This window comes from Muricaecibacterium torontonense, from assembly GCF_004793925.1.
Lineage (GTDB): Bacteria > Actinomycetota > Coriobacteriia > Coriobacteriales > Atopobiaceae > Leptogranulimonas > Leptogranulimonas caecicola.
The window spans coordinates 248,904-262,821 of the sequence record NZ_SRYE01000001.1 but is presented as its reverse complement, the minus strand read 5'-3'; the positions used below and the strand labels follow the sequence as shown (position 1 = coordinate 262,821).

The window sequence follows — 13,918 nt, the reverse complement described above, 5'->3', positions numbered from 1 at the left end:
CTCGCGCTGCCGAGAAACCCCGCCTCCTCCACCAGGAAGAGACGGGGTTCTGGGGTGGGCGTGCGAAGCGCCCGCACAGCAGCTCGCCGGGGTGCTTCAGCCAATGGCAGTTGACGGGCGCAGTGGCTTAGCTGCGGCGACGCCACACCACCGCACCGGTGGCGGCCAACGCTGCGGCAGCCAACAGGCCTGCAGCCGGCGCCAGCCAAGTGAGGCCCTCGTCGCCGGTCCGCGGGATGACGCGCAGGCTGCCAGTGCCGTCAGCAGTGCCGTCGGCGTTGGCCGGCTCATTGCCTGTGCCGTCGCTCAGCGGAGGCGCCACAGGATCGGTGCGATCGTCAGGGTAAGCAGCAGGCGTGGGATCCAGCAGGATGGAGCCTTCAAAGTCCTCAGAGGACGCCGGGGTACCGGGATCGGGGCGTTTCTCGGTAGAGAAGATGGTGTCTGTGGTGGAATCGGAGGGTTTGACGTAGGAAGCGACGGCGTGGTTGCCAATGTCTTTGCCCTCGGCGTCGGCCATGACGGCGGCCTCGAAGGTGAGCTGCAGCGACTGGCCGCCCTTGAGCATGCCGCCAAAGACCGAGATCTTGTGGGTCTCGGCGTTGTAAGCGCTGTCGGGGACGGGCACCTGGGCGCCGTCGGGCAGCTGAAGCCTCATTGAACCAGAGACCACGGCGAGGCCAGCAGGCAGGTCGTCGGCCACTACGACGTCGTACATGCAGCAGGTCTCGGCGCCGATGTTGGCCACGGCAATGGTGTAGCCCAGGATGTCGTTCACGTGCACCTTGCCGTCCTCATGGGCGGTGAGGTTGTGGGAGACCTTGGTGACCTGGGCGTCCCCCTCCTCGGGATCTGCGGGAGCCACGGGGCCGGAGGTGCCTCCGGTTGGATCTGAGGCCGGGGCCTCGGTCTTGAAGAGCTTGTAACCCAAGGTTAGAGCGCCGATGAGCGGCGCGGCGCCACCCGGAGTATCACCGGGGCGCTCGTAGTCCACGCTGAAGACGTAGTCGGCGGGGTCGGCGATGCTCACCTGGTCCTTGGGGCCAATGGGAGTGCGGTTGCCCTCAGCGTCGACTCGCTCCAGCTTCCACTGCTGGGCAGTCACGCCGGCAGGGAGCTTGAGGCCGCGAGAGGCGGCCAGGTCCATGGCGCGGGCCAAAAGCTCGGCGCCGGTGATTGTGCCTTCGCGCACGGGCTCGGACACCTTGGTGTTGGCCTTGAAGCTGCCGGGCGTGGGCTTGTCTTCTGTGGGCTGCTCCTCCTCAGGGACGGTCTCGTCCCACACGATATGGTGGAGCGTGGCCTTGACGGTGGTGCCGTCGGCAGCTTTGAAGGTGGTGGTGAGGTGGCTCTTGCCCACCTGGGTGAGATCGGCGGCTTCGTGGCCAGTGGCCTGCGTGACAGCTTGACCCGCAGGCACTGCTACGGGATGCTCGGCATCAAGGTTCATCTCGTCAGGATCGGCCGACAGGTCATAGCCATCATCCAGCGCATGAGCCCTCAGGTGATCCAGCAGCTCGGCGCGGGTCACATAGGTAGGCGCCAGGTCATTGTCGCCATCGCCGCCAGCGGGCGTAGGATCTGCAGGCTCGCCGGTGTCGCCTGTGCCCTCGCCTTCGGGAGCCGCCTGCTTGAGAGCATCCACGCGGCGCACGTACTCGGTGTACTCCAGCTCGACGGTGGCCGGCTCCTCGTCCTGACGCTCGTCCAGCGTGGGGTCTGCCGGCGGGTTCTGCGGGTCGTCGCCGTAGGGGCCAGGCACAGGATCGGGGATCACCACGGTGATGGGCGCGGGATTGGGATCCGGGGTGGGATCATCCGGGTCCACAGGTGGGTTGTCAGGGTCATCCGGGTCATCGGGACCCACCGGATCGCGGGGGTCTTGGATGGTGTCGGAGGGCTTGGTGCCAAAGAGCCTTCCTACGTTGCGCAGGCTTTGGGGCGCGTTGTAGCTTAGGCGCTCGGGCGTGACGACAGCCTTGAAGGTCACCTGGGCGCTCTCGCCGCCGTAGAGGTGCCCTACGTTCACATAGAGCACCCGGCTGGAAGCGTTGTAGTCCACCGAGAAGTCTTCCTGGGTGAGGGTGACGTGTTTCTCGGCACCCTGGCGGCATACCACCTGGATGGAGCCAGGGATGTAGTCGATGCCCACCGGGAGCTCGTCTTTGATCACGGCGTTGTAGTAGATGGAGCCCAGCTTGTCGTTGGCGGCCGTGAGGGTGTAGGTAAGCTCGTCGCCTACCTGGACGATCTCGCGGTTAGCGCGATTGGCGGCGTTGGCGGTGGTGTTCTGCCAGGTCTTGGTGACAGAAAGCTCGCCTGCGGCGGGGTCGGGGTCTTCGGGGACGACCACCAGGTCATGGTCTCCGCCAGAGGAGCCCAGATCGCGCAGCACATAGAGGATCTTGGAGGTGACCTGAGTGCCATCGGACTGCGTCCAGGTAGCGGTCACCAGATAGGAAGCCGGCTTGTCCAGCGCGATGAACGGGTCTGCCCCGGAGAAGCCCTGCTCGTGCCAGGTCAGGCCGTCAAAGCGCTCCACCTTGAGGACCGGCGTGCCTTCGGGCGTGATGCCCGCTGCCTCTACCAGCTCTTGGGCCTGAGCCGTAAGCTCGTCGGTGCCGAGAAGCTCCCCCTCCTTGGTTGCCAGATACTTGGTGGCATCGGCCTCGGTGGAGCTTGCGCCGTCGGGTAGAGTGGCTGGGAGCTCGGTGAGGGGGTCGGCGAAGGCCGCGGCAGCCGGAAGCTCCGGAGTGCCCACGGGCTTGCCGTTGACATTGTCGAAGCGGGTGTCCCAGGGGAAGTTCGCGTCGTGGGAGAAGTCGATGCCGTAGGTGCCCCAGGTAGACGAGGTGGAGCGCAAATTGGTGAGCGTGCCGTGCTCGGGCAGGATCACGTCGTTGTGTACCGTGGCTTCCAGCTCGAAGCGCACCCCCTGAGATCCATAGAGCGCAGGCAGGTTCTTCACCTGGATGGTCTGACCACCCAAAGGATTGCGGGTCACGGTGTAGTCGGTGCCTTGCGTGAGGGTTTGGCTAGCCTCGCCGGGCATGGTGACCCTGAGGGCTTCCAGGGAGGCGTCGGCGGGCACCGTGAGCTCATAGATGGGATTCTGATACATGGAGCTTGCCTTGGTGTTCGAGAACACCGTGCTGTAGCACAGCTTGTCGCCTGGGCGCACCGTACCGTCTTTTCGGGACAGATTTCGCACAGATTCGCGAGCTTCGATGGTGGGTGCTTCCTGCAAGTCGGGATAGGAGTAGATCTTGAAGCTTCGAACCGCCTCGTCATAGGCGCCTGTCTGCTTGACGGTGGCGGTGACGGTGGTGACGCCAGGGCCGTTCACTTTGATGGGAGCTCCCACCACATAGGTATTGGTGCCGGCTTGCCACTGAGTGCGGCGGTTGGTGAGCCAGTTTGGGTCAGAGCGCTCGATGGAGACCACGCCAGGGTTGGAGCTTGTGAGCTCCACCTCGCCCACCGAACTGGTGAGCAGGTAGACGCTGTGGGTCCCTTTACCCACGTAGTCGCTGGCCACCACGAACTGCTGGGCGGGATGGTCGCCGTTCTCGGCAACGTAATCGGCGTCCACCAGGTAGGTGTCCAGGGATCCGTCGGGCTTGGTGGCGGGAGTCCCGTCCTCGTTTTGCTTGACACCCAGGTAGCTCATGCGCACCTCGGGATCGGTGCTCTGGAGCGCCGTCACCTGGGCCGCCGTGTAGCTCTTGGGGTCTTTGGCGGGGTCGAAGGAGCCCTTGAGCAACGTGCTGTAGAGGGTCAGGCCGGGGTTGGCCATCTCGATCTCAACGGCCGCCGGCTCGCTGGAGCTCTCGTAGTAGTTGTGATAGGCGCTGTCCTCATAGAGAGGGGTGGTTTGGCCCTCGGCCTGCGCTGCCTGGCCGCGCTTAGGGGCGTCCGGGTTGGTCACCGAGGTGTAGCTCACCTGTACGCGATGCATGTTGTCGCTGGTGGGGCCCAATCCCCAGGACTCTAGCTGAGAACGGGTGACCTTGAAGTAGCCCACCACATGCTCGCGACCGTCGACAGCCTTGATCTGAGCCATGCCGTCGCCGGTGGCAGAAGTGCCTGCCGCATCGCCGGAAGCCGGCCTCTCCAGATGGATGACGCCGCCCAAACTCTCCCCCACCTCACGGCCGTCCAGCGACAACGTCACCTTGCCGGTGGGAGCCTTGCAGGTAGCCGCGCTCATCTGATCTGTGCCCGGGATAGTGCCGCTGGCAATGTCGAAGGGCACCACCAGGCAGTCCATAGTGGCCGTATTGAAGTCCACAGAGCTGTTGGCGCCCTGGGCCCAGGTAGGAACCGAGTACTGTTTGGTCTCGCTGCCCACAACCACATCCACAGGCGTCGCCACTTCTGTCTTTGTGACCGAGTTCACCGGCAAGATCTCTGCGTTGCCGCGAATGCGGTGGCCCCAGTAAGACTCCATGCCCGAAGTGTTGGCATATTGTTTGGAGACGATCTCTATGCGTTGGTTGCCGGAGTCTGTGGGCAGCGACGTGCCGGAGTCGAGGATGATGGGGTCGCCGTTCTTGTCCAGCTCCTCGGAGAGCTTCTGGTAGCTGTACTCAAGCGCGGTGGAATCGGTAAGCTGTTTGCCGATGAGCTCCAGGCCGTCGGTGGAGATGTAGTGGCCCTCCTCGGCCGAGAGCTCCAAGCCCGCCAAGGGCAACCCGTCGTAATGCTTGTTGAGCTTCGCAAAGTAAGCCGCCACCAGCTCGCGGGCTGCAGGGTCGAGGTGCTCGTTGTCAAGATCGATGTTCACATAACGCTTGAGGGTGGAACCCGTAGTGCCGCCAAGATCCTCCACGTAGAGAGGCTCCAGTCGCTGCTCTTTGCCGTCAGGGTCCACATAGTTCAGGCGTACCTCGATGCGGGCGGCCTTGCCGGTCTCAGGATCCTTCTTGAGATAGGCGTCAGAAAGCCACAGGTAAAGCTTGCCGTCATCGAACATGGTGGGAGCGCCGTAGCTGTGAGGCTGGCCGTTCACCAGCAGTTGCCAGCCGGAGATCTTGGAATTCTGACTGTTGAGCTCTTGGAGTTCCTTTTGCATGTCGATGGTGACCATGGTGAGCTTGGTGGTCTTGGACTCGTCAGACCAAGGGCCGTCGCCTTGGAACTTATTCATGCCGGCAATGCGCATGGAACCGCCGGTGACGATCACGGTGCCGCCGTTGCCGCCCAAGTCCCAACGGTTGGGCGACGTGGGCAGCAGGGTGCCTCCGGTGACCTTGATGACCTTGCCTTTGGCTCCAGGGGCAGCAGCCGAGTCACAGGCGCCGCCAAAGGCGTTGCCGTGGGTGAAGCCGCGGGCCTTGAGGAAGCCGCCGTGATGGTGATGTTGCCGCAGGTGGAGTTGGGTGTAGTGGTGAGGGCGCTGGGTTGGCGGGGGCCTCCGTTATAGGTAGTGCCGCCCTCGAAGCGCAGCGGGGCGCCAATGCCGGCTCCATGGTAGGAACCGTAGGCGTCGATATCTGCAGCGTTGAAATACATGTCGGTGGCGCCGCCGCCGCAACCGGCGCCTATGCCGGCGCCGGCACTGGCATAGTAACTTCCGTCTACGGGGTAGTCCCTATCTGCCGCAGCCCCAGGATTGTCCAGGTTCACCGCATTACCGCGCCAGGCGCAAGCCACGATGGAGCCGCCGTCGAAGACCATAAGGCCTGCGTTCTCCATAGAACCCGAGCCAATGGCGGCGCAGCCATAGCCGCCGGCCACCTTGAGCACACCGGGGTTGGCAGCCGAGAGCTTGAGCAGCTCGTCGCCCACTTCCACCTTGGTACCGTTGAGCAACGTGCCGGCAGTGGCGATCTTGCCGCCGTCCACCTCGACATGGGTGCCGTCGGCCAGGCGGTTGGTCACCGAGTCGTCGATGGTCAGACTCGCAGTCTCCGCTACATGGATGCCGGCGCATTTGGTATCGAGCTGTGTACGCACGTAGTTGGTGGTGCCGTCAGCCAGCGTGATATGCAGTGAGGAGTCGGGCCACAGGTCGATGGGCGAGTTGCGATCCGCCGCCGTCGTGGGCGCCGAGCTCTTGCTGGTGATGTCCAGCCCCGCCAGCACGATGTTGGCGTGCACGCCATTGGCGATCTTTATGGAGCCCTGCCCTGTGCCGGAGAACGTGAGCGGCGTGCTGGTTTTCACTGTAAGCAGCAGCGGTGAGGTAGACACGTCAAAGTCCACCCCTTGCTCTCCCCCGCTCACCGTGATGCCGCCAAACACCGTCACCGTGGACGCAGCCCTCGCCAGGGCCGCCACGCAGGGCTGCGGCACCGAGATCAACAGTGCCAGCAACACTACCATCGCAGAGCGCGCCAGGTTTGACAGAGATCGTTGAAGTTTCATAAGGCCACCCCTTATACGCACAGCCAGGACAGAGCGCCTGAATTTAAGCTGATTTCATAAACGATAGCACTTATCCCCTATTTCTCTACCTGGATTGATCTCTCCTCTCCCCCGATGGAGGGTTTTATTGGCAGCATTTACCTGGCCATTAACCGTTCTTTCCTTCTCGAGAAACCCCGGCATCCCCTGTTGAAACATATCGTATTTTAGCTATTTATATCTGCACGATATGCTACCTCTTGCCTATATTCCTCTCTTAGCTGCATCACATGGGGAACCTGGCGTCTGTTGAGGTGCCTCACAGGAATGCGCCCTCGTGGCAGCATTCGCTCTCACGACAAAGCCCGCCCTCCCCTTGCGGGAAGGACGGGCAAAGAGGTGGGGCCTCGAGTTGAAGCGGGCGTCTGGGGTTTGAACCCCCGGCGTCAGCGTCGTTTACTTGCGATTGCGGCGCTTGCGGCCCACAAAGACAATGCCGCCGGTGGTGGCAGCTGCCGCTGCCAAGAGACCCACCAGGCTGGAGACGATGGAGATGTCGCCGGTCTTGGGCACCACGGCCGAGCCGGAGGGGGTGACTTTGGAGCCGCCCTTTGCCTGCTGGCTGAGGTAGTCGGCGTGCTGAGGATGATACTCGTCAGCCCAGTCGTACTTGCCATCGCCATTGGTATCGATATTGGTATCAGCAATACCGTCGCCATCGGTATCAATGTTCATATCAGGCTTGCCATCGCCATCGATGTCCACATTGAGCTCAGGCTTGCCGTCGCCGTTGGTGTCGATGTTCACATCAGGCGTAGGCGCGGGATGCTGTTTGGGATCCACTGGATCGGGCTTGCCGTCCTTGTCCTTATCAACAATGTTGATGTCGGGTTTGCCGTCGCCGTCAGTATCCACGTTGAGCTCAGGTTTGCCGTCGCCGTTGGTGTCGATGTTGACGTTGGGCAGTGGTGGATTCTCTGGATCGATGGGGTCGGGCTTGCCGTCGCCGTCCTCGTCAACGATGTTCACGTCGGGCTTGCCGTCGCCGTTGGTGTCCTTATTGACATCAGGCTCTCCGTCGCCGTCGGTGTCTACGTTGACATTGGGTTTGGGTGCGGGCTTCTTGGTGGGGTCGATGGGGTCGGGCTTACCGTCGCCGTCCTCGTCAACGATGTTCACGTCGGGCTTGCCGTCGTCATCGGTATCGATGTTCACGTCGGGCTTGCCGTCGCCGTCGGTATCCACATTGGTAGTGGGCTTCTTGGGACCCTCGGAATCTTTGGGGTCCACTGGGTCGGGCTTTCCGTCGCCATCCTCGTCCACCACGTTGGTATCAGGTTTGCCGTCACCGTCAGTGTCCACGTTGGTATCAGGTTTGCCGTCACCGTCAGTGTCCACGTCAGTGTCGGGCTTGCCGTCGTCATCGGTGTCCTTATTGATGTCAGGCTCGCCGTCGCCGTCGGTGTCCACGTTCACATCGGGTTCGCCGTCGCCGTCGTCATCGATGTTAGTATCGGGCTCGCCGTCGCCGTCGGTATCGATGTTGTTGGTGTTTGTGGCAAACACCACGGTGATGTGATGGTTCTTGTCGATGTCATCGAAGGTGTAGGTGCCCTTGTCCTTGAGATCCGGCTGAGAAACACCGTCTACGTAAACGTAGGCAACCTTCTCGTTCTCATCGTTGGGGGCCCAAGTTACCGTGCGGCTGTCGCCTGCATGAACGGTACCTGCGCCTGAGATGGTGCCAGCGCCACCCTGTACCAAAGTGCTTACCTGGAATGTGCTCTCAGGATCCACATTGATATCGCCGGGAATGGGCTTGTTGGTGTTGTCCACAGGCTTGCGGGCAAGCGCCACCTCGAGTTTATGGTCTGCCTGAACGTTGTTGAAGGTGATTTGACCGTCTTTGTTGGGCGTATAGACATTGCCGTCGGCATCCTTCACAGACTCAACTATGTAACCTTCGCCCGGAGCAATGGTCAAAGTGGCATTCCCACCCTCGTTCACCAGCGCGTTGCCAGACACGGTGCCTTCGCCGTTGGTGATGGTGGCAGAGACGTTGAAGGTCTTCTCGGGCACTGGGTCGACCACTGGTTTGCCATCAGGATCGGTCTTGGGGTTTCCATCCTCATCGGTGGCCTGCTTAGCGAAGTAGACCTCGATATTGTGGTCGTTGATCACGTTGGTGCGATCCATGGAGCTGCGATCGAAGGAGTCTGTATAGGTTGTCACAGGATCCTTCTTCAGGGGCTCCTCTTTAAGAGAGGTTTCGTCCGCGAAATCCTCTGGAGTCTCAGCAGTCTCTACTGCAGGGGCCTCAGGCAAAGCCTTGGGCTCGGAGTCGAGGCCTTTCTCGGCCGGATTCTCTTCTTGAACCTGGGCCTCTGACTTGGGAGAGCCATCTTCAGGCAGGCTCACAGGCTCATCGCTAGGCTGGGTGACGCCCTCTTCCTGCGGCTCTTCATCCTGCGCAGGAAGCTCAGTGGAGATATGGGAGATCAATCCCTTGGAGCCCAGCCAGTAAAGCGGGGCTGCCTTAAAGAGGCCTCCGCGCGCAAGCGCCTGCTGAGGAGATGCCGGGTTGGCCACTAGATCCCCAGCCTCAACGGCGTCATAGATAGTCTCACCGTTCACCACTACCTTCATGAGGTAGGAACCAGCAGCAGGATTTGCATTGAGGTCTTTGTAGTTGCCTAGGTGATAGACGGATTTCGAAGGAGACACATTGCCCTCGCCGTACTTCACGATATTGACAGTGTGGAGCACTGGGCGCACATGGACCTCTATGTCTTTGTCACTGTTAGTAGGAACAGTGATTTTGCCTTCGGCATTTTTGGCCACAGGCTCGCCGTTTACCACCACCTTCTCAAGTTCATAGCACACGTAATTGTCATCATCGGGGTCGATAGCCGTGCCGTCGGCACTGGTGGCATAGAAGAACCCGTTGTTGCCTGCCTGTAGGTTGCCCAACTTGAGCTCTTTGCCGTTGTCTGTCGTAGCCTGGAGGCTCCAGTCCACGTCATAACTGGCATTCTCATCCTTCTTTACCGTAGTTCCGCCAGTGATGGAACCATTCACTGCGCCTACGGCGCCTACGATCTTGGTCTTGATGTGCACATACTCGTTTGGATCGGTGTAGTCAGGGATCACAGGAATGCCATCAGGATCGTCAGAAGGTTCTGCCATATAGATATCAACCACATGGTTCGCAGAGATAGGCTTGCTGAAGACCCCCTTGCGGTAAGCCCCAGTGCTCTGAAGCGTCTGGCCCTTGAGCTCTGAGGTGATGTCTTTGTTGTCGATGACGATCTTTACGATCTCCCATTTGCTGTTGAGGGCGTTCCACATGGGATGCACAGTGTCGCCCTCGTTGACAGTCATGGTGTGGGAGGTCTCCACGTCGCTGTCGCCGCCATAACGGTTCACCGTGACGGTGTACTTGTCGACGGTAGTCACCTCAGTGCCGCCCATAGAAGGCAGGCCGGTGACGGTCACCACCACGTCGTGGTTGGAAGACACGCCGGTGAAGTCGAACTTGCCAGCGGCGATATCGACCTCTGCGCCGTCAACCTTGACGGAAGAGATGGTATAGCGGGAATTCTCAGCGATAGACCAGGTAACCTGCGCGTTCTCGCCGTTCTTCACCGACTGGGTGGGGCTGAGCGCCACCACGTCTTGCGCAGTGGTGCCCTCGACCCTGGTAGAGATGGTGAAATGGGTGTCGACCGTTACCGGAGGCTTGGGCTTCTCGGGAACATCCGGTTTGATGACAGGGTCCTTGGCAAAGACCACGGAAACCTTGACGTCTTGGGTTAGAGGATCTTCCACGGTATAGCTGCCAGCATCCAGAAGATCATCGCGCATGACACCATTCACAATGACGCGCTCGACGTGAGACCCTGCGCTTGCAGCCCAGGTCACGGTTGGCGTTGTGCCTTCTTTTTGCTTGATGGCGCTCTCACAGGTGCCTTCGCCGTCGCTGGAAGGATCTTTTTCGACTGTCACGTCAAAGTAACGATCGTAGTAAAGCTTGAGAGAAAGCGTGGGATTACCGGTTACCGTACCCGTGAAGACATTGTTGTTGACGGTCTGTTGGGTGCCATCCTCACTCACTACCACATGGGAGCTGTCAGGGTTGTACCAATAGCTCTTGCCGCCAGTGGCGATCTCTGGGACTTTGTCAGCCTCTGGCACCGTTTGGGTGCTCTCGGTGGTAGCGGTATAGGTCTTGGTGGGATTGGTGCCATCGTCGAGGTTATTCACCTTGGTGTAGAGATAATTGCCGTTGGCATCCTTGTTGCCGGAGTTCACGTAGTAATCGACGGTGTACTTAGTGTCGTCTCGCGGAGTCCACTTGGCACGGAACGTATGCTCTGTCTTGGTAGCAATGGCCTCATCGCCCGTATAGGCAGTGTCACCTAACACGTCTCCGGTGACCAGGAACCAGCCGCCAAAGTCATAGCCGGGGCGCGTGGGGGTCTTGAACCCGATATAGTTTGTCGCAGTGGCGTTCTTATAGGCCTGGTCAGAGACTCGCGACCCGCCGGCGGAGTCAAAGTGCACGACAAACTGCTCTTTGTCTTCCTTCCACACTGCGTAAATCGTGATGTCGTGAGCAGGCATGGTAGGAGCTGCGATTGGGGTGATCCCTGTGACGCCGCCGGCGACGGCGAAGGTGTTGGCCGTGTTGTCCATGGGGTTCTTGGTGGTAGACCAACCCTGGAAGATATAGCCGGGCTTTGCGGGAATGGTGCGGCCGCTCAACGGAAGGTTTAGAGCACCGACGTTGGCTTGATATTTGATGCCTTCGAAAGAACGGGTGGCACCCAAAGAGCCACCATTGGCATCAAGGCGCACCGTGTAGTCGCCGATCTCCCACTGGGCGACGAGGTAGTAATTGTTCTTCTTGATGTTCTCCGGCTTCGCCGGGGCGGTGGTGTCGCTCTCATCGATTTTTACGAGCTTGGCCACCTGATCGTCGGGGGAAATGAGTTGGTTTCCCGTAGCGGTAGTAGTGCCGGCCTCTTTATTCACAAGGCCGTCAACCACCGCATTGGTATCACCGGCCACAAGCTTCCAGCCTTTGAAGGAGTAGCCCTCGCGCACCGGGAGCACCTTTTGGTCCTCAATCTTTTGCAGAATCGAATTGCCGGAGATCACCCGGAACGAAGTGGAGGCCGCAGTATTGCCTTCTGCGATTTGTCCCCCGTTCGCCAGGTAGATGAGGTTCGCATAGTCCTTGGCATAACTGGGACGAATGATGATGGTATGGTCCTCCTGCACAGGAACGTCGGTGCCGGGAGTCACAGGCTCGCCTTTAGGGGTGGTCCAGCCACTGAACTTGTCTTCAGGGTCGTCGGGATCGTCGAGATCATCCTCATCAGGCAGCACGATTATAGGCTTCTCGCCAATAACGATATAGTCATCGATGGGATTACCGTCCGGGTCTTGAACCTGTACGCGGGTGGGTTGGAATACAGTTTTAGCTCCAAGGTTGCCGCATTCGTCCTTCACCCACACCACGACAGGCTGAGTGCTGTCGAGCTCATAGTCTACAGAGGCAGTGTGAGACACCTCGTCAAAATACTCCCAGTCGGTCTCGGTTGGAGTGGCATTCTCATCGTTAGTGATCCAATAGGCAGCAACACCAGAGCCACGGTTATCCTCGATGAAGGTAATGCCGTCATCGTCGATACCCTGACCAGTGTCGGTAAAGGTAAAGGTGGCGGTGTTCTTCGAGGAGTTAGTTCCCTCGATAAGAGGAACCTTATCGTCGAGGAATGCAGTGATATAGGTCTGAGAAGCCTTGGATTCATTACCATTCTGGTCTTTGACCGTAAGCTCGAAGATCCATTTACCGTTCTTGCTGTCCTTGTCGAAAACAAAGTCAGGAATCTTTGAGACGTGGTCGACCCAACCGCTAGTGGCAACCTGGTTGTTGTCAGGATCCAGCACCGTGAACTTCCATTGGGCAATGCGTGCATCTTCACCAGTACCAGCCAGCTGCCCCACCTTTGACTTGTCACGAATATTCACCGCAAATGTCGTATTGGTGTTCAGCAGATGGCGCTGATGGATAGTCATGATCTGAGTAGGTGTCTCCGACGTTTTAGTAGAAGCGTCCACCATATAGAAGTTCGCCAAAGGTATTGGAGAGGTGACAGGCTGTGAGGTGTCAAATTTCTTACCCTCAATGAAGCTGGTGTAGATATAGTCAGCAAGCTCGGTTACATAGTCGTCAGACATTGCAATATAACCGTTCTTTGCGCCCAAGCCTTGATGGGTGATATTGCCCTCGGCATCTTTCGTTGAGTCCGTGACAATCTTGCCGTCTTGAGCGTTAGAGAGATAGAAGATCTCATTTTCATTCATACGGTTGATACCGTCTGAATAAGTCTCGTCTGTCTCATCGGGAATCTGAGGATCATTGGAGTCGCCCACCAAGTTGATAAAGTACTTTTGCTGGGCTCCCTCATAGTACTGAACGGTCTTCAGCGCGTCGAAGGCGCTGGAGTCATAGTTCATTTCAAGGTCCAGGAAGGAGAACTGAGTAAACTCATTACAACCATGGCTACTGTTTTGCATATAGGGGCCAAAACCGTTGTAACCGTTGGCTACAAGAGCTACAGGGCCATTGAATAGTGTTTCGATAGTTCCCAGATTACCTGATGCGTCGTAGTTCTGCTTTTGTACCGTCACACTGGTTTCGCGAAGGTCGACGGTGAAACGTGCCTTGTTCACAGGCCCAAGATTGGTTGCCTGACTGGCAGTGCCAACCTGGGTTCCCCCTATCACCGAATTATTGGTTGGGTTGTAATTACTCACCTGATAGATAGCAGCGTTGCTGATGGCATTATCGGTACCTGTAAGGCGAAGGTAATATCCAGTGAGGGTGCCGTTTGGGTTCTTGCCCACATTCATCATGAAGCCAGTGCTATTGAGGGTGTGAGTCCTCACAGCAGAGCCGTTGACGTCAAAACTAAACGTACGACGAGCATTGCTAGGTGCAGGATAAATCATTGCATCGAATGCGGCAATATCAGGATATCCTGCGAATATCATGCTGGTCTTGCCATCTTCAGTGAAGTTATAGATATGACTACTAAACGATTGACAGGTAGTATTTGTAAGCTTGCCTTGATCTTTATTGAAATAGTTTGCAATATTCACAGATCCAGTATTGTGGTTGTACACAAGCCAACCCTCGGTGTTGCTGGTATCGATCTTGGCGGCAGTGTCGGTAATACGAAAGCTGCCGGGATCCATTCCTTGGGCTATCAGCTTTTGGGTGAGCTCCTGTTTGAATTCTAGGAACGTCCCTTGGTAGTCGCTAGGAAGCGCTACAGCAATATCTACCTTGGGTGTTGGATTGGCGCCTACATCCACCGCACCAAGCGCTGGCTTTAATACACCTCCCCCAACAATTCCAATCAATGCAAGCAGAGTGCATACCATAAAGGCATACAGGCGCTTGAAAAATAGGGTGTAGTGCAGTTTTGTTTTTAACATTTTGTCCCACCTTCCATTAACCCCATAATCCTGCGTTTACAAAGTTAGAGCAAAGTATACG

The 13,918-nt window shown here is 58.5% G+C and carries 3 protein-coding genes; all 3 read right to left on the bottom strand.

From position 1 onward, the window contains the following. Positions 1 to 127: 127 nt before the first annotated feature. The 3 genes from E5334_RS01130 to E5334_RS01120 all read right to left on the bottom strand — a co-directional run bounded on the left by E5334_RS01130 (position 128) and on the right by E5334_RS01120 (position 13,857). Positions 128 to 5,185 carry an isopeptide-forming domain-containing fimbrial protein gene (locus tag E5334_RS01130; protein WP_136011768.1) on the bottom strand — a complete coding sequence of 1,686 codons (5,058 nt, stop codon included), beginning with the start codon at positions 5,183 to 5,185 and terminating at the stop codon, positions 128 to 130. Beyond that, the gene (locus E5334_RS01125; protein WP_136011767.1) at positions 5,182 to 6,369 is read right to left on the bottom strand and encodes a hypothetical protein; all 1,188 of its coding nucleotides are present in this window, start codon (positions 6,367 to 6,369) and stop codon (positions 5,182 to 5,184) included. The genes E5334_RS01130 and E5334_RS01125 overlap by 4 nt, the downstream gene beginning before the upstream one ends. Positions 6,370 to 6,804: 435 nt before the next feature. Next, positions 6,805 to 13,857 carry an InlB B-repeat-containing protein gene (locus E5334_RS01120; protein ID WP_136011766.1) on the bottom strand — a complete coding sequence of 2,351 codons (7,053 nt, stop codon included), beginning with the start codon at positions 13,855 to 13,857 and terminating at the stop codon, positions 6,805 to 6,807. Positions 13,858 to 13,918 lie beyond the last annotated feature (61 nt).

Coding starts and splice junctions, on each gene's coding strand:
- E5334_RS01120 (WP_136011766.1), bottom strand. CDS start 13,857: ATGTTAAAAACAAAACTGCACTACACCCTATTTTTCAAGCGCCTGTAT.
- E5334_RS01125 (WP_136011767.1), bottom strand. CDS start 6,369: ATGAAACTTCAACGATCTCTGTCAAACCTGGCGCGCTCTGCGATGGTA.